Below are 20,498 nucleotides of genomic sequence, written 5' to 3' on the forward strand. Positions count from 1 at the left end.
GGCGTGCCGTCTCACCCTACGATGCGAGGGCGGCCCCGTCCCGGGCTCCGACCGCACTCTCCGAGCACTCCCACCGCACTCCCACCGCACTCCGACAGTCAGGACCGCCCGTGCCCCGGCTCACGATCGCCACGACCGCGACCGCGGTGCCGATGGGGGCGCAGGCGTACGAGCGTCACGTCGTCTCACGTGCCGCCTCGGCTCTCGACGCGCTCGCCGGTCCCGGCGAGGAGTGGCAGGTCCGACACGTCGTCGCGCGTTCGCTCCGCTCGCCGCTGCCCGGCACGCACCGCCTGCCGATGGGCTGGCTCGGCGGCGCCTCACCGCGCGCCCGTGCGGCTGCGGGTCGTCTCGCGTACGCCCGGGCCGGGCTCGTGCACCGGATGACCCTCGAGCTGCCGCCTGCCCCACGCGAGGTCGTCACGCTCCACGACGTCGTCGCGTGGCGCTACGCCGACGAGTCGGCGCCGGTCCGCTCGGCCGCGGAGGAGCTGCGCCGGGCGGCCGCCGTGGTGTGCGTGTCGGCGTTCACCGCTGCCGAGGCGGTCGACCTGCTCGGCCTCAGCGACCCGGTCGTCGTGCCCAACGGGGTCGAGTCGCGCTACTTCGGTGCGCGGCCGCTCGCCCCCGACGTGCTGGCCGGGCTCGGGATCAGCGGACCGTACGTTCTGACCGCCGGCGGAGCGTCCGAGCGGAAGAACCTGGGCGCGCTCGCCGACGCGTGGCCGCGCGTGCACACCGCGCGTCCCGGCACGACACTCGTGCTCGCCGGACCGCCCCACCCCCGCCGCACCGAGCTCTTCGGGTCGTTGCCGGGTGTACGCCTCGTCGGCCGCGTCGCCGACGAGCTGCTCCCGGGGCTGTATGCCGCCGCGTCCGTCGTCGTCGTACCCTCGCTCGTCGAGGGGTTCGGCCTGCCCGCCCTGGAGGGGATGGCGACCGGCGTCCCCGTCGTGGCTGCCGACCGCTCGTCGCTGCCAGAGGTCGTCGGCGACGGTGGCCTGCTCGTCGAGCCGACCGGTGCTGCGCTCGCGCAGGCGGTCCTCGACGTCCTCGCCGGCGGGCCGGACGTCGAGGCCATGGCGCGACGCGGCCTCGACCGGGCGCGCCGGTTCACCTGGGAGGCGAGCGCCGAGGGTCACGCGCGGGTCTGGCGCTCCGTCGGCTCCTGAAGCTCGGATGGGACCGCCCCATCCGAAGCCTCCGGCCGTGGACCCGTCGGTCTCGGGTCGTCGGCTGCCTTCGCCGACGCGCGGGCGGCCGTGACGTCGTCGGCGAGGTTCGGCGAGTCGCCACCGAGCACCGCGAGCACCAACGCGGTGACGCACACCACGAGCAGGACGCTGCCGACGACGTCGCGGGGCAGGTGCGCGTACCACGACACGTTGCCGAGCCCCACGCCGAACCCGGCGGCCGCGAGGGCGCCGAGTCCGCGTCTGGTGACCCGCCGCGGCCAGACGATCGCGACCCCGACGAGGAGCCCGAGGCCGGCGGCCGCGTGGTTGGACGGGAAGGCGTCGTCGCCGATGCCGAAGACGTCCTGGACGCGCACCTCGAGCGCGAGCAGCGTCGCAGCCGCCGGCACGACCACGCCGGCGATCGCACGCCGCCAGGACCGGCGCACGAACGCGAGCAGGGCGAGCACGACGACGACGGGTGCGAGGGCGACGATGACGAGCGGGCGGGCGATGTCGCTGAGCGGCCGGCGGAACGAGCCCGGCAGCTCGTTGAGCACCCAGTCGCGCACCGCGTCGTCGAGCCAGCGGCCGGCGCCGGTGCGCGTCGAGATGAGCGCGGCGGCGACGAGACCGAGCGCGGCGACCACTGCCAGACCGGCCCACCGGAGACGTTCGCGATGCTGCACGTGCGCCTCCCGCATGGCTGTTATGGTGCGATCGACCAGTCCGCTTGCAGTCTATGGGGGTTCGCGCGATGGCAACCCACGAGGCGACGGAGGTCCCGACGATGGGGGCGTCGGTTCCTCTCGAGGTTCGGATCGGCTTCGCGCACGCCTCCCTCCAGTGGATCGCCGACCGCTGCGGAGCCGACCTGCTGCACGTCAAGGGCGCAGCACTCGACCCGACGCTCGTGCCGGTTCGCGGCTACTCCGACGCCGACGTCCTCGCCCGTCCCGGGCAGGTGCGGCTGCTGCTCGACGAGCTGCGCGGGCACGGCTGGGAGCTCATCAACTCCTTCGCCTACGGTTCATCCTTCGAGCACTCGGCCACCTTGCGACACAAGGACTTCGGTCTGCTCGACCTCCACCGCATCTTTCCCGGGACCGGACCTGACCCCGACGCCGCCTTCGACGAGCTCTGGCGCGACCGCACCACCGTGACGCTCGGTGGCGTCGAGTGCTCGGTGCCGTCCCGTGACGCGCAGGCGGCGCTCCTGCTCCTCCACGCAGCCCGCGGGGGGAAGGACCCCAAGGCCGGACTCGACGTCGAGGCGGTGTGGACGACGGCCGACGAGCCGCAGCGCGACCGCATCCGCGCCTGGGTGGACCGGCTCGACGCCGGCCTGGGCTTCTCCGTCATCACCGGCACCCTCGACGACCACCGGGACGACCCGGCATACGACCTGTGGCGCGTCGCCGCACGCGGCGGCACCCGGGTCGAGGAGTGGCGGGCCCGGGTGCGCGCCGCCCGCGGCCTGCGTGCCAAGGTCGGCGTGGCAGCTCGGTCGGTGCTCGTCAACGTCGAGCACCTGACGATCGTGCGCGGCCGGCCCGTGAGCCGGAACGAGATCCTGGCGGAGTTCTTCGGGCGGCCCGCCCGGGGGCTGCGCGAGCAGGTCAGGCGCCGCGGTCGCAGGCGAGAGGGGGACGGCGGGTGAGGCCCGCCTTCCGCCCCGGTGCCGACACCGGCGTCGCGGTGAGCGACGAAGGGCAGACGGTCTACCTCGCCCACCTGCCGGCCGGCCCCATCCTCGTGCTCGAGGGAGCGGCCGCGGTCATCTGGGACGAGGGCACGACGGAGCCCGCCGACGGCTGGCTCGAGCGCGTCGCCGCGTCGGTCGGGCAGCCAGTCGAGGCCATCGCGGCCGACGTCGACGCGTTCGTCTCCGACCTGCGCGAGCGCCATCTCATCGAGGGCTGGCCGCCCGACGCCTGAGGCGGCTGACGCGCTGACGCGCCTCAGGCCTCGTGCTTGGCCCGTGCGCGCTTCTGCCGGCGGCCCAGCTTGGCATCGGCGTCGCGGTTGTAGCCGTAGTAGCCGTAGCGGTGGGCCGTCGACGAGCTGACGGGCGCCATGTTGAGCGCGAACCCGGCGACGGGGACGTCCACGGTCTCGAGCGACTGGACGGCGCTCGCCAGGTCACGCTTCCTCGTCCGGTCGGCGCCGACGACCATGATGAGCCCGTGCGTCAGCTTGTTGATGAGCACGGCATCGATGACGGGCACCACGGGTGGGCTGTCGACGAGGATGAAGTCGTAGTCGTGGGCGAGCTTGCCGAAGAGGATCTCCATGGGCTCCGACCCGAGCAGCTCGCTGGGGTTGGGCGGCACCGGCCCGGCCGGCAGCACGTGCAGGGTCGACTGGCGCCAGCGCTGGATGACGTCCTCGGGGTCGGCCAGGCCGAGCAGCAGGGTGGTCAGGCCGAACGAGCCGTCGAGCCCCATCGTGCGGGCGACCGACGGGTTGCGCAGGTCGCCGTCGATGAGCAGCACCTTCGAGCCGGCGTCGGCCATCGCGAGCGCGAGGTTGATCGTCGTCGTCGTCTTGCCCTCGCCGGGCACGGACGATGTGACGACGAAGGAGTGGCCGGCGGTCGTGACGTCGACGAAGAGGATGTTGGTGCGCAGGCGCCGGATCGACTCCGCGTGGCGGCCGTGGGGGTCGCTCTCGAGGGACATCAGGCCGTCCTTGACCGACTTCACCATCGGGATGTCGCCGAGGATGGGCCGCTTGGACAGGGCCTTGATGTCGTCCTCGGTGCGCACCTTCGTGTCGAGGGTGTGGCGCAACAGCGCGAGCCCGATGCCGAGGGCGAGGCCCAGCAGGCCACCGAGCATGAGGTTGCGCTTCGCGTTGGGTGAAACCGGCTCGCTGGGCGCCGTCGCGGGCGCGATGGTGGTCGCCTCGACGGACTGGCCGTTGGCGGCGAGCAGGGGCGAGAACTTCTTCGTCGCGACGTCTGCGAGCACGGGCCCGGCCTCGTTGGCGATGCGGGCCAACAGAACGGGATCACCGCCGGTGGCGGTGATCGTCATGATGTTGGACGTCTGCGAGACCTCTCCGGCCACCGAGATGGGTGTGCCGGGCGCGAGCCCGAGCCGAGCGCGCAGGGGCTCGATGACGGACGGGGCGTTGAGGACGTCGAGGTACCTCGCGAGGTCGTCTGAGTTGACGGCGTACGTCGCGACCTGGGTGCCGTTTCCCGGATCGGGCGGCTGCGTGGCCGACAGGAAGATCTTGGCGGTGGACGTGTAGACGGCAGGCGTCATGATCGTCTGGACAGACGTGGCTGCGATCACGGCAAGAAGGCTCAGTGCAATGATCCGCCAACGTGCTGCCAGCACGTTGAGGAACTCCCGGAACGTCACCTAGCCCCCCGGCCAACTCGTCGGTACGTGGGAGCATCCTCCCATATCATCCAAGAGGTTGTGCCGAGTCCGAGACATCCGCGGAGGGCACGGGAGACTGGGGGTTGGAATGGTCGTGTGGGCACTGCGCGTGTCCCACAGCGCCGTGGTCGACGCCTGGCGCGAGAGGGAGCGGGCGCTGCGCCGCCGGGGGCACCAGGTCGCCGTCGTGTCGGCCGCGTCGTGGTCCGAGGGCGGTCGCGTCGTCGCGCTCGCCGTCCGCCCCGGTGAGGACGTCGTCGCGGCACGGACCGTCGGCTCTCATCCCGCTCTCTTCCTCTACGACCCGCGACCCCTGTGGCGCGCCCTCGGCCGGCCGGTGGACGTCATCGACATCCACGAGGAGCCGTACGCCCTCGCCACGGCCGAGGTGCTCCTGCTGCGCTGGCTGCGCCGCCAGCGCGCGCCCTACCTGCTCTACTCGGCGCAGAACATCGACAAGCGTCATCCCGTCCCGTTCCGCTGGCTCGAGCGCGCGGCGCTGCGGCACGCGCGGGGCGTCAACGTCTGCAACGACGCCGCGGGCCGGATCGTCGAGCGCAAGGGGTTCCCGGGCCGGGCGCGCGTCATCGATCTCGGCACCGACCTGACGGTCTTCACGCCGGCAGCGGATGCCGGCACGCCTCGCACGCTGCCCGTCGCTGGCTTCGCCGGCCGCCTCGACGCCGCCAAGGGCGTCGAGGTGCTGCTGCGCGCGGTGGCTCTCGAGCCCGACCTTCGCCTGCGCGTGGCCGGCGACGGCCCCCGGCGTCGCGACCTCGAGGCGCTCGCGGGGTCGCTGGGCCTCGCCGACCGCGTCGAGTTCCTCGGCGCCCTGCCCCCTGAGTCGCTGCCCGCCTTCTACCGCTCTGTCGACGTCATCGCCGTGCCGTCCCTGACGACCCCCTCGTGGGTCGAGCAGTTCGGCCGGGTCGCGCTCGAGGCGATGGCGTGTGGCACGCCCGTCGTCGTCAGCGACAGCGGCGCCCTGCCCCACGTCGTCGGGGACGCCGCGCTCGTCGTCGCCGAGGGCAACGTGGCCGAGCTCGCCAAGGCGCTCGCCGAGGTCGTCCGCGATGCCGAGGTCGCCGGCCGCCTCCGCTCCGCCGGGCTCGAGCGAGCCGCCAGCACGTCCTGGGACCAGATCGCACTCGAGCACGAGGCCATGTACGCCGCTGCCACGCACGAGCGGCCGGCCGACGCGACCGACGCGGCAGGTCGGCGACTCGAGGTGGTCGTCGTCGCGTACGGCCAGCCTGAGCTGCTCGCCCGGGCCCTCGACCCGCTGCGCGAGCTGTCGGTGACGGTGGTCGACAACTCCTCGTCGTTTGACGTGCGAGCAGCGGCCGAGGCCGCGGGGGCCCGCTACGTCGACCCGGGACGCAACGGTGGCTTCGGCGCGGGCGTCAACGCCGCGCTGCGCGTCATCGACCCCGGCGCCGACGCGCTCCTGGTCAACCCCGACGCCGTGGTCCAGCCCGCCGACGTGACGATGCTCCACTCCGCGCTGCTGGCCTCGCCCGACCTCGCGAGCGTCGGCCCGGCACAGGTCGACGCGGCGGGCGCCCCGTCCCGCGTCGAGTGGCCTTTCCCGTCGCCGCTCGCGACGTGGGTCGACGCAGCGGGTCTGGGCCGGCTGCGTCGCGACCGCTACGTCATCGGCTCCGTGCTGCTCCTGCGGCGCGAGGCGATCGAGCACGTCGGCCCGTTCGACGACGAGCGCTTCTTCCTCTACGCGGAGGAGACCGACTGGGCCTATCGCGCGAGCCGGCTCGGCTGGCGTCACGCCGTCGTGCGTGAGGCCCGGGCCGAGCACGTGGGAGCGGCCACGAGCACCGACCCCACGCGTCGCGAGGGCCACTTCCACGCGGCTCAGGAGGTCTACCTGCGCAAGCACTTCGGGGCGTTCGGCTGGCAGGTGAGCCGTGCCGGGCAGGTGGTCGGCTCGGCGGTCCGCGGTGTGGTCCTGCCGGGGGAGCGGGGGCGCGCCGCCCGTGCACGCGTGCGGCTCTACCTGCGTGGCCCGCTGCGCTCCGAGGTACGACCCGCCGACTCCCTGCCGGTCGTCGACCCGGCGACGCCGTCGAGGACGCCGTCGTCGGCTCCGTCGTCGGCGCGGTCGTCGGAGGCATGATGGCCGGCGTGATCTCGGAGCGGATGCGCGGCCACGGCGGCACGGACCGCGCGTTCCAGCTCGGTCTCGTCCTCGCCGCCGTGGCCCTCGTCGCCGTCGTCGGACGGCTCGCCGTGACCATGCCGGAAGCGGCCATCGTCATCGCCGTCGCTGTCCTCGCCGCGGGCCTCACGGCCGTGCAGCCGGGCCTCATCCCGGTCGCGGTGCTGCCGCTCCTGCTCGTCGTCATGCGCGTCGGCAGCGGCGGCGTCGACCTGTCGCTCTCCGACTTCGCCCTCGCCGCAGCGAGCGTGCCCGCGGTCTTCCTCGCCAGGCGACCGTTCGCCCCCGGCATCCGGGCGGTGCTGTGGGCCTCCGCCACCTACCAGTTCGCGACGCTCGTCACCGTCGTCAACAACCCGTACCCGGCCAACGCCGTGGAGTGGGCCCACGCCTGGATGATGGTGTCCGGCTCACTGCTCGTCGGCTGGGCGGTCGGGGCCAACGGGCACGGCCGCATCGGCGTGCGCCTGCTCGTCTGGACCATCGCCGTCGTCGCCGTGATCACCGTCGTGGAGGGCGCGATCCACATCTCGCAGGGCGACCTGACACCGGTCTACCCGACCTTCCCGTACAACATGCACAAGAACTTCGCCGGCACGCTGTGCGGCATCGGTGTCGTCATGGTCTATGCCCGTCCGGACTGGGCCGGCCTGTCGCGACGCGTGTCCCGCGCTCTGGTCGTGCTCATGCTGCTCGCCGTGCTCGCGACCCAGTCGAGGCAGGCCATCATCGGCATCGTGGCCGCGATCTTCGTCCTCGTGCTGCGCTCGAACACCGACCGCAAGCGGTCCAAGCTGACCCTCCTCGTCCTCGCGCCCCTCATCGTGTTCGTCACGAACCTCGTCCAGGACCAGGTGCAGTCCGACAACCAGTTCAACTCCGTCTTCCAGCGGCTCACGTGGTTCCAGGACTCGGTCACCGTCTGGATCACCGACCCGTGGTTCGGTGTGGGCCTGCGCTGGTGGTACACCGACCGCTTCCCGTTCCGGTTCCAGCCGCCGAACGCCGAGATCGAGGTGCTGACGTCGGCGGGCGTCGTCGGTCTCGTCGCCTTCCTCGCGCTGATGTACGTGGCCCTCCGTGTCGCCTGGCGCCTCGACCCGACCTACGGCACGCTCGCCGTCGCGGTCCTGGTGACACGCCTCGTCCAGGGGCAGTTCGACCTCTTCTGGGCGGCCGTCCAGGGCTCGCTCCCGTTCGTCGTCCTCGGGCTGTGCCTCGGGGTGAAGTGGCATGCCGACCGCCGCGACGAGCACGCCGCCCCCACCGGGTCGGACTCCCTCGGCACACGTGCGCCGGCGGCCACCGCATGACGACCATCGTCCAGATCACTCCCGAGATCGGGCCGGGCACGGGAGTCGGCGCCGTTGCGCACCACCTCGAGCAGGAGTGGCGCGCGCTCGGCGTCGACGTACGCCGGTTCACCCTCGCCGAGGCCGGCGGCGGCTGGCTGCCCGCGCCCGCGGGTGGGATGGCCGGGCGGCTCGCCCTCATCGGCCGGGTCGTGTGGTTCTCGACGGTCGGCACCCGGCGCGCGAGGCGCCACCTGCGTGCCCACCCCGAGCAGCTGTCGATCTGCCACAACGACGCCCTGGCCGGCGACGTCTACGTCAACCACGGCATCGTCCAGGCGGCCATGCGAGCGCGGGGCCACTACGCCTTGCGGATGCTCCGCAACCCGCTGCACCTCTTCACGACCACGCGCGACCGGCTGCGCTACTCCCGTCCCAGCACGCATCGGCTCGTCGTCAACCTCGTCACCGACGAGGACCGACTCCTCCGCGAGGCCTACCCACGGCTCGCGATCCCGACCGTGGTCATCGGCAACGGCGTCGACACCGAGCGGCTCCGCCCCCCGACCCCGGGCGAGCGCGAGGCGGCCCGGGCCGCCTTGGGTCTCGGTCCCGATCAACGTGTCGTGCTCTTCATCGGCAACGAGTTCGGGCGCAAGGGCCTGCCCCTGCTCGTCGACGCCGTGTCGCGCCTGGGGCCCGACTCGGTCCTCGTCGTCGTCGGCGGGACCCCCGACCTCGTGGCGGCCGAGGCCGGCCGTGAGCCCGCAGTGCGGCTCGGCGCGCGCCTGCGCTTCGCGGGGGCCCAGCCCGACCCGAGGCCGTGGCTGCACGCGGCTGACGTTCTCGCGATGCCGAGCGCCTACGAGTCGTACGGCCTCGTCGTGCTCGAGGCGCTCGCGTGCGGGGTGCCTGTCGTCGCGACGGCCACCGGCTGCGTGCCGGACGTCGTCACCGACGGCGTCAACGGGGCCGTCGTGGACGGGACGGCCGAGGCGCTCGCGCAGGGGCTGGGGCAGGTCCTCGCGGCGGACCCCGGCCCGCTCCGGGAGGCCGCGCGAGCGACCGCCGAGCAGCACGCGTGGGCTGTCGTGGCCCGCCGCTACCTCGAGGTTCTCACCGGTCTGAGCCAGAGCGCGCTGCCCTCCCGGGTCGCGGACGGGGGAGCCCGGTGAGGATCCTCCACGCGGTGCGCTCGGACGCGTTCGCCGGCGTCGAGAGCCACGTCGCCCGCCTGTCCCGCGCGCAGCTGGCGGCCGGCGACGACGTGCTCGTCGTCGGCGGTGACCCGGCGCGCATGGCGCAGGCCGCCGGGCTGGGCGTGCGCACGTTGCCCGCGACGACAGTCACCGACGTGCTGGCCACGGTCCGACGCCTGGGGCGCAGCGCCGACGTGGTCCATGCGCACATGACGGCGGCCGAGATCGCCTCTGCAACGGCGTTGCTCGGCGTCCGGACGCCCTTGGTGGTGACCCGACACTTCGCCCGCGACCGGGGCAGCAACCCGGTCTCGGCCCTGGCCGGAGCCGGTGCCGCCCGACGGGTCGACGCCCAGATCGCGATCAGCCACTACGTCGCCGACAGCATCGACGCACCGAGCATCGTGATCCACCCCGGCGTCGACTCCACCACGTCGACGCGGCTGTCGGCAGACCGTGACCCGGTCGTGCTCGTCGCCCAGCGTCTCGAGCCGGAGAAGGACACCGACGTGGCCCTGCGTGCCTTCGCCCTCTCCGGGCTCGCCGGCCGCGGCTGGCGCCTCGAGGTCGCCGGTGACGGCGCAGAGCGCGGCCGTCTCGTCGCGCTCGCCGCAGAGCTCGGCATCGCTGCGGTGACGGAGTTCCTCGGCCACCGCAGCGACGTGCCCCAGCTCATGGAGCGCGCCGGGCTCCTGCTGGCCCCGTGCCGCATCGAGGGCCTGGGCCTCACCGTCCTCGAGGCCATGGCCGCCGCCCTGCCCGTCGTGGCGGTGGGTGCAGGTGGACACATCGAGACGGTCGGCAGCGTCACGAGCCCCGCCATGCACCCCGCGGGCGACGCGAGCCGAGCCGCCGAGCTGCTCATGGGCCTCGCCGTCGACACCGCCCGTCGTGACGCGTACGCCATCGAGCTGCAGGGCGTCCAACGGGAGCGGTTCACGCCCCAGCACCAGGCGCGCGAGACGGCGGATGTCTACGCGGCCGTCCGCGGGGCGGTGGTCTGACGTGGACCTGGTCATCACCTCGCTCGAGGCCTGGGACGGCGTGTGGCGCCGCAACCAGCACCTCGTCGCCGGCCTGCTGCGGCGCGACGCCGACCTCAGGGTGCTCTTCGTCGAGCCGGCGACCGACCCGCTCCATGCCGCTCTCGGCGCCGGCCAGCCACGTCTGGGGCGTGGGCTGCGCCAGTCACCCCCCGTCGACGGCATCCGCCCGGAGGCCCTCTGGCTGCTCGAGCCGACCAAGTGGCTGCCGCGTCGCGTCGACCGTCGCGTCGACGAGCGCTGGGCACGGCTGGTGCTGCGGACGACGCGCTCGATGGGGATGACCGAGCCGCTGCTCTGGGTCAACGACCCGACCGGGTCGCTGCTCGTCGAGGCGACGCCGTGGCCCTCGCTCTACGACGTCACTGACGACTGGACCCTCGCCGAGCGCGCGGCCGCCGAGACGGACCGCGTCGTGGCACAGGAGCACGTCCTGCTCGCGCGCTGCGAGGAGGTCGTCGTCTGCTCCCCGGCTCTCGCGGCGAGCAAGGGCGCCGACCGCGAGGTGACGCTCGTGCCCAACGGCGTCGACACGGCGGCCTACCGCGTCGTGCGCGACCGGCCCACCGACCTGCCGGCCGGGCGCTGCGCCGTCTACGTCGGCACCCTGCACGGCGACCGGCTCGACCTCGACCTCTGCGCCGCGACCGCCCGCGCGCTCGCCGGCTCGGGCCACCTCGTGCTCGTCGGACCGGACGCGCTGGTCCCCGAGCAGCGCGGCCGCCTGGAGGCAGCCGGCGTGGTGCTCCTCGGCGCCCGCCCGAGCACCGACGTGCCCGCCTACGTGCTGCACGCCGACGTCCTCGTCGTGCCGCACGTCGTCACGCCCTTCACCGACAGCCTCGACCCGATCAAGCTCTACGAGTACCAGGCGTCGGGGCGACCGGTCGTGTCGACGCCCGTGGCCGGCTTCCGTGACGTGGACGACCCGCTCGTCACGGTGGCGGGCCAGGAGACGTTCACGGCTGCCGTCGTCGGGCTCCTCTCGACGGGCGAGGGTCCCACTGCTGCAGCCGATCCCGAGCGGGCGGCCGGTGCCGACTGGTCGCGGCGCGTGGACCAGCTCGTCGACGTGCTCGGCCGGCTCCGGGATCGGGACCGGCGCGCATGACTCTCCTGCACGTCCGCGCACTCGGTGCAACGGTGGCCATCGACGTCACCGACCCGCGCCTGCGGCCGCTCGCCCTCCAGGCCTGGTCCGCCTGCGCGACGTCCCCGGTCGACGGCTGCCCCGTCGTGCAGGCCCCCACCGTGCTGCCGGGTGCCTCCTCGGACGACGTCGCGGTGGCGCTGCAGACGCTCACCCAGCTCGTGACCCGTGAGGCGATCGGCGCGAGGGCAGGGCAGCTGATGATGTTCCACGCCGGGGCGCTCTGCGACCAGACGTCGGGCGCCACGATCGCCATGGTCGCTCCCGGCGGCACCGGCAAGACGACGCTTGTCCGCACCCTGGGACAGGGACGGGGCTACATCTCCGACGAGACCGTCGCCGTCGCCGACGACCTCAGCATCGAGCCGTACTGCAAGCCACTGTCGATCCGCCGCCCCGACACCGGGTTGCCGAAGGACGAGGTCAACCCGGTCGACCTCGGCCTCACCGTCCCGCGGGTCCAGCCCTGGCTGGCCGGGATCGTGCTGCTGCGGCGCGACCGCGCCGAAGGAGCCCCCACCGTCGTCGAACCGGTCGACGTGCTCGACGCCCTCGTGCTGCTGGCGCCGGAGACGTCGTCGCTTGCACGTGTGGAGCGACCGTTGCACCGCTTGGCAGGTCTGGTCCAGGCGGTCGGCGGCTTGCTGCGCGTGCGCTACCACGACGCCGTCGAGGTCGAGCCGGTCGTGCGGGACATCCTCGGGAGGTCGCGGTGAACCGCGTGGACGTACCCCTCCACCCCGACACGGTGCTGGCGCGCATCCCTCTGGTCGACGAGTTCACGACCGAGGACGGCACGGTGGTCATGGTCGGCGTCGAACCGCTCCACCGCGTCGTGCGGCTCTCGCCCCTCGGGCTCGAGGCCCTCGACGCCATCGGCGGCGGGACGTCCCTGGCCGAGCTCGAGGCCGAGCTGGGGTCGCGGCTGGGTGCGCCACCCGGCGGAGGGCTGGCTGAGAGGGTGCTCGAGATCGTTCTCGCGCTCCTCTCGGCTGAGGTCATCAGTGCAGGTCAGGGCCACAAAAAGGACAATCAGGACGACATTCGGCCGTGATGTTCACGAGAGCCCTCAAGGTGTGCGATTTCCGGCATCCGAGGCTGCTGGGTCCGCTACATTGACGAGGCACTTCGGGGTTTCAGTCATCGAGTGGGGGATTCATTTAATGTCACACAATCACGGCGCCGAGTCGGCGCCTCCGAGTCGTCGTTCGGTCGTCAAGGGGGCCGCCTGGGCGGTCCCGGCAGTCGTGGTCGCCGGGGCTGCGCCCACGGTGGCAGCCTCCGAGGGTCCTCTGCGGTTCACCGGGGCGGCGTGCAAGCTCCCCGGTAACGCGAACGACATCTTCAAGGGATACGTCTTCGAGCTCATCGCGACGAACTCGCCGGGTCCCAACCCGACGACGGGCGTCACGGTGATCAGCAACGTCCGGGTCAACAACCAGCTCGTCACCGGCTTCCAGGTCTACGTCGCCAATGGCAGCACCTGCAGCTGTGCGACGTGCACGCCTGCCGGCTCGACGACGTGCAACACGTTCTGCACGCCCGACGCCACGTCGCAGCGGATCTTCGTCTACACGAACACGCAGCAGAACAGCAAGAACACCTCGTTCAGCCTGGACTACCAGCGCTACGAGTGCGGCACCTGTACGGCGATCGACACCTCGCCGGTCAACATCTCGACACCGGTGCTCTCGACGCCGCCGGCCACCAGCGGGGGCGGTTCGTGTGGCATCCAGGGCGCCGTTCCGGTGCCCGCAGGGCTCAACCCCAACTGCGGCTGACACGTCTCGGGGCGGACGTAGGGCACAGACATAGGGACAGACGTACGGAACAGAGGGCCTCGATCCACGGATCGAGGCCCTCTGCACGTCGCGGACGATGCGGAGGACGCCGTGACCGGAGCCGGAGTCGTCAGCTCAGCGCTTCGACCAGCTCGGCGCGGACGTCGGCGACGAACTCCGGCACCGCCAGGCTCCCGATGACGGGCCCACCGGCGAGCAGCCCGTCGGCCCCGAGCAGCACTGCGCTGGGGGTGCGCAGGTCGAACGTCTCGTAGAGGAGGCCCTCGGCGTCGTGCACCGAGAGCGGCTCCTGCGTCGACGCGAGGCCGGAGGACTCCGGGTCGGCCTGCACGACGATCCGCACGTCGAGCTGCGGCAGCTGCTCGCGCCACCCCGGCACCGCCTCGATGACCTCGTGGCAGCTTCCGCACGTCTCGGACACGTAGACGAGCAGCTGGGGACGTGTGCCGCTGAGGCGACGCAGCGTCGTGGTGGTGCCGTCGCCGAGGGTCAGGGGCAGCGCCGGCGTGCGGACCCGCAGGTACTCGCCCTCCTCCTCGACGAGCGCAGCCTGCTCGTGGTGCTCCTCGGCAGGCCTCGAGCCGCCCACGACGAGGTGGACGGTGACGGCGGCGGCGACGGCACCGGCGACCCACCACCACGGTGCCCGGCCGTCGACGAGACGTGCCGCGACCGACGAGCCCTGCGCCGAGGTGCCGACGGCCAGGACGGCGAGCGCGACGAGCCACCCGTTGCGCACGACGGTGCGGCGGGTGATCCGGCCGGGCGCGAACTCGCCGAAGCAGGCGCAGTCGACCGGGACGTCGAAGCCGAGCGCGCGCACGACCAGCCAGAGGTATGCCGTGAAGAGCACGAGCGCGGCGACCGCGGCGACGACGCCCAGGGGACCGCCGACCAGGACGAGCGCGACGGCGAGGACGATCTCGGCCCAGGGCAGCGCAGCCACGGCCCGGCGCCCTGCCAGCGGCGCCGGCACCCGGAGGTCGCGGAAGGCCTCCGCCGACGCCCGCGGCGAGCGCAGCTTGCCCACCGCACTGACGACGAGGACGACGGCGAGGATCGCGGACGAGAGGACGAGGGCGTCGGTGGGCACAGCGCATTCTAGGCGGGTTACGGCATACCACCGGCGTGGTTCACGCCAACCGGCGGGCGCTGGGGAGAGGCGTCGACGGTGTCCTGCACAATCGGCGCATGCGCGTCGTCACCTCCAACGTCAACGGGGTCCGAGCCGCCGCCAGGCGCGGGATGATCCCCTGGCTGCTGCACTCGGATCCCGATGTGCTCTGCCTCCAGGAGGTCCGCGCGAGCGACGTGGAGCTCGCCAAGGTGCTCGCCGAGGCGGGCCTCGCGCACTGGTCGGTCGCCCACACCGAGGGCAGCGCCAAGGGCCGCGCGGGCGTAGCCGTCGTGACGCGTGAGCCCCACACCGACGTCCGCGTCGGCATCGACGGCGACTTCGCCGACGAGGGCCGCTGGGTCGAGGTCGACGTGGAGACCGCCGCCGGCCCCCTCACCGTGGCCTCGGCGTACGTCCACACCGGCGAGGCGGGCACCGAGCGCCAGGACGTGAAGATGGCCTTCCTCGGCGCGATGACGCGGCGGATGCACCGCGCTGCCGGCGCCGGCGCCCTCATGGTCGTCACGGGCGACCTCAACGTCGCGCACCGCGAGGCCGACCTCAAGAACTGGAAGGGCAACCTCACGAAGGCCGGCTTCCTGCCCGAGGAGCGTGCGGTCATGGACGGCTGGCTCGCCGACGGCACCTGGGTCGACGTGCAGCGCGCACACGCGGGTGACGTGACAGGGCCCTACACGTGGTGGTCGTGGCGCGGCAAGGCCTTCGACAACGACGCCGGCTGGCGCATCGACTACCAGCTCGCGACCGCGCGCCTCGCGGCCGTCGTCACCCACGCGTCCGTCGGCCGTGCCCCGACGTATGCCGAACGGTGGAGCGACCACGCACCCGTCGTCGTCGACTACGACCTCGGCGGCGCTGCGCTGCCCGGCTGAGCCGGTCCGTCGCGCGGCCCGCGTTGGGGGCACCGCGCCCCGATGGGCCAGAATGCACCCATGTCCTCGACGCCCTCCCTCCCGACCCGCCGGCCGCGCAGCCTCTCCGGCATGCAGCCGACGAGCGACTCGCTCCACCTCGGCAACTACATCGGCGCCCTGGTCGAGTGGGTGCGGCTGCAGGAGACCCACGACGCGTTCTACTTCGTCGCAGACCTGCACGCCCTGACCGTGGTGCCCGACCCGGAGGTGCTGCGCGAGCGCACGCGCATCACCGCCGCCCAGTACATCGCCGGCGGCGTCGACCCCGTGCGCTCGACGCTGTTCGTGCAGAGCCACATCGCCCAGCACACCGAGCTCTACTGGGTGCTCGGCACGCTGACCGGGTTCGGCGAGGCCAGCCGCATGACGCAGTTCAAGGACAAGTCGGCGAAGGGGACCAACACCAACGTCGGTCTCTTCACCTACCCCGTGCTGCAGGCCGCCGACATCCTCATCTACGACGCCGACGTCGTCCCCGTCGGTGAGGACCAGCGCCAGCACCTCGAGCTGTCGCGCGACCTCGCGGGCCGCTTCAACCAGCGCTTCGGTGAAACCCTGGTCGTGCCCGAGCCGCACATCATGAAGGCGACGGCCAAGATCCAGGACCTCCAGGAGCCGACCGCCAAGATGAGCAAGTCGGCGGCCTCGGACGCCGGCCTGGTGAGCCTGCTCGACGACCCGGCCCGCATCGCGAAGAAGATCCGCTCGGCCGTCACCGACACCGAGCGCGAGGTCCGCTTCGACGAGGAGAACAAGCCCGGCATCTCCAACCTGCTCTCGATCCACTCGGCGCTGTCCGGCACCCCGGTCGCGATCCTCGAGGAGCTGTACGACGGCAAGGGCTACGGGGACCTCAAGAAGGACGTCGCCGAGGTCGTCGTCGAGGCGGTCACGCCGTTCCGCACCCGGACGCTCGAGCTCATGTCCGACCGGGCCGAGCTCGACCGCATCCTCGCCGACGGCGCTGAGCGCGCCCGTGCGGTCGCCGAGGCGACCGTGCGCCGCGTCTACGACAGGGTCGGTCTGCTCCCGTCCACGCTGCGTCCCTGAGCCCGGCCCGCAGGACTTCGTCGATCGGGGCCTGCGGTCACCGGCTCCTCAGTAGGGTGTCCCCGTGCCCGAGGTCGCCGTGGTCATCCCCGCCTACAACCCCGGGCCGCACCTCGCCCGGAGCCTGGGCAGCGTCATCGCCCAGGAGTTCGCCGACTGGGAATGCGTCGTCGTCGACGACGGATCGACCGACCCGGTGGATCTCGACGACCCCGCGCCGCTGGCCGACGAGCCGCGCGTGCGCCTGCACCGCCAGCCCAACGCCGGTGTCTCGGTGGCGCGCAACGTCGGGGTGGGCCTCACGGACTCGCGGTGGGTCGCGTTCCTCGACCAGGACGACGAGTGGCACCCGGCCAAGCTGAGGCGACAGCTCGAAGGGCTGGAGGCGTCGCCGCGGGCCGCCTTCTCGCACACCGGCTTCGTCTGGAGCCTGCCGACGGGTGCTCAGGCCTCGCGAGAGGTGCAGGTGACCTACCAGAACCTGCTGGCCGGGCGGGCGCACGTGCTGCTGAGCAGCCTCGTCGTCCGTCGTGACGCGTACGTCGTGGTCGGTGGCAACGACCCCCTGCTGCGGCAGCAGCAGGACTGGGCGCTGGCCCTCAACCTGTGCCGCCTCTTCGGCCCCCCGGCCTACGACCCGGACGCCCTCGTCACCTATGTCGTGCACGAGGCCAACGCATCGCGTGACTACGCGCGGGCGGCGGCCGAGGCCAGGTGGGTGCTCGAGGGCCATCGCGCCGCAGCCGACGCGGCCGGCGACACCGTGGTCGCGCTGGCGGCGCGAGAGGGGCTGCGCCACACGCACCGGCTCCACGCGCGGCAGGGTGTCGAGAACGCGCGTCGGGCCAAGGACCGCGGCGACTGGCGCCGGGTGGTCGGTCACCTTGGGGCCGCGGCCCGCCTCGACCCCGCGGCCGTCGTGCGGGCGGGCGCCGACACCGTGTCGGCCCGGACCGGTCAGCTGGTGCGCCGGGCGAGCTCGTAGCTTCGCCTCAGGGCCGGCGCCTGCGTCTGCGAGGAGTAGGCCGTCTCGAACCGCACGCGGGCGGCCACACGTGCACGGGCGTGCACGTCGGCGTCGAGCAGCTCGGTCGTCGCCCGGACGAGGTCGGCCACGTCGCGGGTGCGGCTGACCCGACCCGCGCCGCCCCGCACCATCTCGGGAAGGGCGCCGTAGTCGGACACGACGAGCGGCACGCCGTACGCGAGCGCCTCCATGGGCGCGTACGGCAGCCCGTCGATGTGGGACGGGTGGAGGAGGACGTCGATGCCGGGCAGCACCGTCCGCAGCAGCTCGTCGCGGGGGACGAAGGCGCGCCAGTCGATCCCGGCGGCGCGCAGCTGATCCGGCTCGCCCTGGGGCTCGCTGCCGACGACGACGAGCTCGAGGTCGGGCCGCTCCCGGCGGAGCACCCCGAACGCCGCGACGACCTCCTCCCCGCCCTTGGACCGGAAGTCCTTGGCGACGAAGCCGAGCCGACGGGGCGCGCGCGACTCAGCGGCAGCCGTCGCGGGGCGCCCGGGCGGGGGTGCGAGGTAGTTGGGCACGACGTCGACGAGCGCCGGTGGGACGCCGTTCGCGCAGACCCAGTCACGCAGGTGCTCCGAGAACGCGACGAACCGGCGCGCCCGTCCCAGCCGGCGCGCGTGCAGGGTCGCGTCGACCACGTGCGCGAGCGCCGCATCGAAGGCGTTGGCCCGTCGCACCTTCCTTCCGGACCACCCCCACGCGTCGCGGTACACCCACTCGAGGGGTCCGGCGGCACTCATCACGACGGGCGGTGACGCACCCACGAAGCGAGTGTTGAAGACGTGGACGTGCACGAGGTCGAACGCCGTCGGGTCGGCCTCAAGCACCCGGATCGGCTCGCGGAACACCGCGCCCGTGGCGCGGACGCGGCCCTCTACCGTCCTCAGGGCGGCGGCGCCGAGAGTGGCCGCCGCACCCGCCGCGCCCGCCGCACCCGCGGACCCGCCCAACGACGTACGCACGTCGCCGCGCGTGCCGAGCTCGCGGAGCGTCCCGTCCGCGACCGCGCGGTCGTACGTCGTGTACTCGACCCCCGGGGGCGGGTGGGCGACGAGCTGTTCGGTGTATGTCACATCGCCCGAGTGCGGGTCGCGGCTGGCCACGGCGCTCACGAGCAGGACCCGCAGCGGGGCGCCTTCCTCGACGTCCGTCACGCCCGCGCCCCGCCCCATGGTGCCCGTGCCCTCGTCAGGCCGCGGGTGAGGACGCGCCCCCTGTGGGCGACCGATCCGCCCTCCCCGGCGAGCGGCATCGGGAGGTGCGCGAGGTGCGTCTGCGAGGACATCGGCGTCAGCGTAGCCGTGGCGCGCGCGGGCGGAGGGGAGACGCCGAGATCCCCGTCGCGCGGACACACGGGGCGAATCCGGACGACCCACACCTCTCGCGCGTCAGGCGGGTTCGGTACGGTCTGGGTCGTGAGTGTTGCGCGTCCCCTGACGATCGGCGTCTCGATCCCGATCCCGGCCCCACACGGTGACTACCTCCAGCGACGCCGGGCCGACTTCGGTGACCCGCAGGCCTGGCAGATCCCCGCGCACATCACGCTGCTCCCGCCCACCGAGGTCGACGCCGAGGAGTATGCCGCCTTCCGCGAGCACTGCTCGGAGGTCGCGACGCGGCACACGCCGTTCGACGTCGTGCTGCGCGGCACCGGCACCTTCCGCCCGCTCTCGGACGTCGTGTTCATTCAGGTGGCCCAGGGCGTCTCCAACTGCGAGGCGCTCGAGATGGCGCTGCGTTCCGGCCCCGTGGAGCGTGCCCTCGAGTTCTACTACCACCCGCACGTCACCGTGGCCCACAACGTGCTGCCCGACGACCTCGACCGGGCCTTCACCGAGCTGGCCGACTACGCCGTCGACTTCGAGGTCGGCGCGTACCACCTCTACGAGCTCGGGGACGACACCGTGTGGCGCCCGGTCCACGAGTTCGCGCTCACCGGGGCCTGACCCGATGGCGGCCGCGCCGGCCCTGCTCACCCGGCTCAAGGCCACCCGGGCCTGGGAGGCCTGGACCCGCTACGGCCACGCCAACGGCGACCTGCTCGCCGCGGGGGTCGGTTACTTCGCCTTCTTCTCCGTCTTCCCGGCGCTCGCGCTGGCGTTCGCGATCTTCGGGTTCGTGCTCCGGGGCCGCCCCGACCTCATCGAGACGATCGCCGAGTCGCTCAACAGCACGCTGCCGGGCATGGTGCGCACGCCCAGGCACCCCCAGGGCGTCATCAGCGTCGAGGCGCCGGCGAGCCTCACGCTGACGCTCACGGGCATCATCTCGTTCGCGACCCTGCTGCTCGCCGGTCTGGGGTGGGTGGGCGCCCTGCGCACCGGCATCCGCGGCATCTTCGGGCTCGAGGCGTCCTCGGACGACATGGTCCGCACCAAGGCCCGCGATCTCTTCGTCCTCGTGACGCTCGGCCTGGCGATCGCGCTCTCGGCGATCGTCACGAGCGTCGTCGGCGGCCTCGCCGAGCGCGTCGCCGGCTGGGTGGGCCTCGAGGGCAACGGCGCCCTCATCGGCCTGCTGGGCCTCGTCGTCGGCATCGTCTTCGACACCCTCATCCTCATCGTGCTGCTGCGGATGCTCTCGGGTGTGCCCCTTCCGTGGCGCAACGTACGGCACGCGGCGCTGCTCGGCGCGGTCGTCCTGACGCTGCTCAAGCTCTTCGGCGGGTTCCTCGTGAGCCGGGCCAGTGCCAACCCCGTCCTCGGCGCGGTCGCGGTCTCGGTGGGTCTGCTCTTCTGGCTCAACCTCATGTCCAAGGTCGTGCTCCTCTCGGCCTCGTGGGCGGCCAACGAGGTCGACCTCGGCCGGCTCGGTGACGACACCGGACGGTCGGCCCTCGCCCGGGCCCTGCGTCCCGCGTTCACCGCGCCGCCCGCGCCGCGAGCCGACACGAGCCTCGTCCCGTATGCCGCCACCCCCTCGGCGACAACCGGTCCCGACGCCGGTGGTTCGGGTGGCGCGAGTCCGGCATCGCGGGCCACCGACCGCGCGAGCCTCGCGGCAGGGGCGGTGCTGGGGGCCGCCGGCGCGGCCGTGCTGGCGGGCGCCCGACGGCTGCGGAGGCGGTGAGGACGGGTCGCAAGAGCCGGGATCCCCGCCCCGCCCGGGCCGTTCAATGCGGCTCACGCGCCGAGAGCGCC

The 20,498-nt window shown here is 73.1% G+C and carries 21 protein-coding genes; 16 read left to right on the top strand and 5 right to left on the bottom strand.

The window, feature by feature from the left end; all coding sequences use genetic code 11:
* The first annotated feature begins 110 nt into the window (after positions 1–110).
* Positions 111–1,172, top strand: coding sequence for a glycosyltransferase family 4 protein (locus ACFQU3_RS04135; RefSeq protein ID WP_385906920.1), 1,062 nt, complete (start codon positions 111–113; stop codon positions 1,170–1,172).
* Here the strand turns inward: ACFQU3_RS04135 and ACFQU3_RS04140 are convergent.
* Positions 1,139–1,879: a phosphatase PAP2 family protein gene (locus tag ACFQU3_RS04140; protein ID WP_385906923.1), complete on the bottom strand. Its 741-nt coding sequence runs from the start codon at positions 1,877–1,879 to the stop codon at positions 1,139–1,141. The genes ACFQU3_RS04135 and ACFQU3_RS04140 overlap by 34 nt on opposite strands.
* 53 nt (positions 1,880–1,932) lie before the next feature.
* Here ACFQU3_RS04140 and ACFQU3_RS04145 point away from each other — a divergent pair, with 53 nt between their 5' ends.
* Both ACFQU3_RS04145 and ACFQU3_RS04150 read left to right on the top strand, forming a co-directional pair.
* Positions 1,933–2,835 carry a nucleotidyltransferase family protein gene (locus ACFQU3_RS04145; protein WP_385906926.1) on the top strand — a complete coding sequence of 301 codons (903 nt, stop codon included), beginning with the start codon at positions 1,933–1,935 and terminating at the stop codon, positions 2,833–2,835.
* Complete coding sequence (locus ACFQU3_RS04150) at positions 2,832–3,113, top strand: PqqD family protein (RefSeq protein WP_385906929.1); 282 nt, start codon at positions 2,832–2,834, stop codon at positions 3,111–3,113. The genes ACFQU3_RS04145 and ACFQU3_RS04150 overlap by 4 nt, the downstream gene beginning before the upstream one ends.
* A 23-nt stretch (positions 3,114–3,136) precedes the next feature.
* Here ACFQU3_RS04150 and ACFQU3_RS04155 read toward each other — a convergent pair whose 3' ends face one another.
* Positions 3,137–4,477 carry a polysaccharide biosynthesis tyrosine autokinase gene (locus ACFQU3_RS04155; RefSeq protein WP_385906932.1) on the bottom strand — a complete coding sequence of 447 codons (1,341 nt, stop codon included), beginning with the start codon at positions 4,475–4,477 and terminating at the stop codon, positions 3,137–3,139.
* A gap of 199 nt (positions 4,478–4,676) precedes the next feature.
* On the opposite strand from ACFQU3_RS04155, the gene ACFQU3_RS04160 reads away from it, so the two are divergent.
* From ACFQU3_RS04160 to ACFQU3_RS04195, 8 genes are all read left to right on the top strand, one after another.
* Positions 4,677–6,698 carry a glycosyltransferase gene (locus tag ACFQU3_RS04160; RefSeq protein WP_385906935.1) on the top strand — a complete coding sequence of 674 codons (2,022 nt, stop codon included), beginning with the start codon at positions 4,677–4,679 and terminating at the stop codon, positions 6,696–6,698.
* Complete coding sequence (locus ACFQU3_RS04165) at positions 6,698–8,053, top strand: O-antigen ligase family protein (protein ID WP_385906938.1); 1,356 nt, start codon at positions 6,698–6,700, stop codon at positions 8,051–8,053. The genes ACFQU3_RS04160 and ACFQU3_RS04165 overlap by 1 nt, the downstream gene beginning before the upstream one ends.
* Positions 8,050–9,207, top strand: coding sequence for a glycosyltransferase family 4 protein (locus ACFQU3_RS04170; RefSeq protein WP_385906941.1), 1,158 nt, complete (start codon positions 8,050–8,052; stop codon positions 9,205–9,207). Before ACFQU3_RS04165 ends, ACFQU3_RS04170 begins: the two co-directional genes overlap by 4 nt.
* Positions 9,204–10,235, top strand: coding sequence for a glycosyltransferase family 4 protein (locus ACFQU3_RS04175; RefSeq protein WP_385906944.1), 1,032 nt, complete (start codon positions 9,204–9,206; stop codon positions 10,233–10,235). The genes ACFQU3_RS04170 and ACFQU3_RS04175 overlap by 4 nt, the downstream gene beginning before the upstream one ends.
* A gap of 1 nt (position 10,236) precedes the next feature.
* Positions 10,237–11,385, top strand: coding sequence for a glycosyltransferase (locus ACFQU3_RS04180; protein WP_385906947.1), 1,149 nt, complete (start codon positions 10,237–10,239; stop codon positions 11,383–11,385).
* Positions 11,382–12,140, top strand: coding sequence for a hypothetical protein (locus tag ACFQU3_RS04185; RefSeq protein WP_385906949.1), 759 nt, complete (start codon positions 11,382–11,384; stop codon positions 12,138–12,140). Before ACFQU3_RS04180 ends, ACFQU3_RS04185 begins: the two co-directional genes overlap by 4 nt.
* A gap of 5 nt (positions 12,141–12,145) precedes the next feature.
* Complete coding sequence (locus ACFQU3_RS04190) at positions 12,146–12,478, top strand: hypothetical protein (RefSeq protein WP_385906952.1); 333 nt, start codon at positions 12,146–12,148, stop codon at positions 12,476–12,478.
* A 109-nt stretch (positions 12,479–12,587) separates the two neighbouring features.
* A complete protein-coding gene (locus ACFQU3_RS04195; protein WP_385906954.1) occupies positions 12,588–13,205 on the top strand; it encodes a hypothetical protein in 618 nt (205 codons plus the stop codon).
* A 130-nt stretch (positions 13,206–13,335) separates the two neighbouring features.
* Here the strand turns inward: ACFQU3_RS04195 and ACFQU3_RS04200 are convergent, their stop codons facing one another.
* Positions 13,336–14,319, bottom strand: coding sequence for a MauE/DoxX family redox-associated membrane protein (locus tag ACFQU3_RS04200; RefSeq protein ID WP_385906957.1), 984 nt, complete (start codon positions 14,317–14,319; stop codon positions 13,336–13,338).
* A 98-nt stretch (positions 14,320–14,417) separates the two neighbouring features.
* On the opposite strand from ACFQU3_RS04200, the gene ACFQU3_RS04205 reads away from it, so the two are divergent.
* The 3 genes from ACFQU3_RS04205 (at position 14,418) to ACFQU3_RS04215 (ending at position 17,313) form a co-directional block, all read left to right on the top strand.
* Entirely contained in the window at positions 14,418–15,236 is an 819-nt protein-coding gene (locus ACFQU3_RS04205; RefSeq protein WP_385906960.1) for an exodeoxyribonuclease III, read from the top strand.
* Between the two features lie 42 nt (positions 15,237–15,278).
* On the top strand, positions 15,279–16,328 hold the full coding sequence (trpS, locus tag ACFQU3_RS04210; protein ID WP_385906963.1) for a tryptophan--tRNA ligase: 1,050 nt from the start codon (positions 15,279–15,281) through the stop codon (positions 16,326–16,328).
* Between the two features lie 64 nt (positions 16,329–16,392).
* Positions 16,393–17,313 (top strand): glycosyltransferase family 2 protein, encoded by a 921-nt coding sequence (locus tag ACFQU3_RS04215; protein ID WP_385906966.1) that lies wholly within the window; start codon positions 16,393–16,395, stop codon positions 17,311–17,313.
* Here ACFQU3_RS04215 and ACFQU3_RS04220 read toward each other — a convergent pair.
* Entirely contained in the window at positions 17,286–18,512 is a 1,227-nt protein-coding gene (locus tag ACFQU3_RS04220) for a glycosyltransferase family 4 protein (RefSeq protein ID WP_385906969.1), read from the bottom strand. The genes ACFQU3_RS04215 and ACFQU3_RS04220 overlap by 28 nt on opposite strands.
* On the bottom strand, positions 18,509–18,643 hold the full coding sequence (locus ACFQU3_RS04225; RefSeq protein WP_385906972.1) for a hypothetical protein: 135 nt from the start codon (positions 18,641–18,643) through the stop codon (positions 18,509–18,511). The genes ACFQU3_RS04220 and ACFQU3_RS04225 overlap by 4 nt, the downstream gene beginning before the upstream one ends.
* 130 nt (positions 18,644–18,773) lie before the next feature.
* Here ACFQU3_RS04225 and ACFQU3_RS04230 point away from each other — a divergent pair, with 130 nt between their 5' ends.
* The gene (locus tag ACFQU3_RS04230) at positions 18,774–19,304 is read left to right on the top strand and encodes a 2'-5' RNA ligase family protein (RefSeq protein WP_385906975.1); all 531 of its coding nucleotides are present in this window, start codon (positions 18,774–18,776) and stop codon (positions 19,302–19,304) included.
* A gap of 4 nt (positions 19,305–19,308) precedes the next feature.
* The gene (locus ACFQU3_RS04235; RefSeq protein WP_385906978.1) at positions 19,309–20,427 is read left to right on the top strand and encodes a YihY/virulence factor BrkB family protein; all 1,119 of its coding nucleotides are present in this window, start codon (positions 19,309–19,311) and stop codon (positions 20,425–20,427) included.
* The last annotated feature ends 71 nt before the right edge of the window (positions 20,428–20,498 follow it).

The organism is Terrabacter sp. GCM10028922 (assembly GCF_042666095.1).
GTDB lineage: Bacteria > Actinomycetota > Actinomycetes > Actinomycetales > Dermatophilaceae > Terrabacter.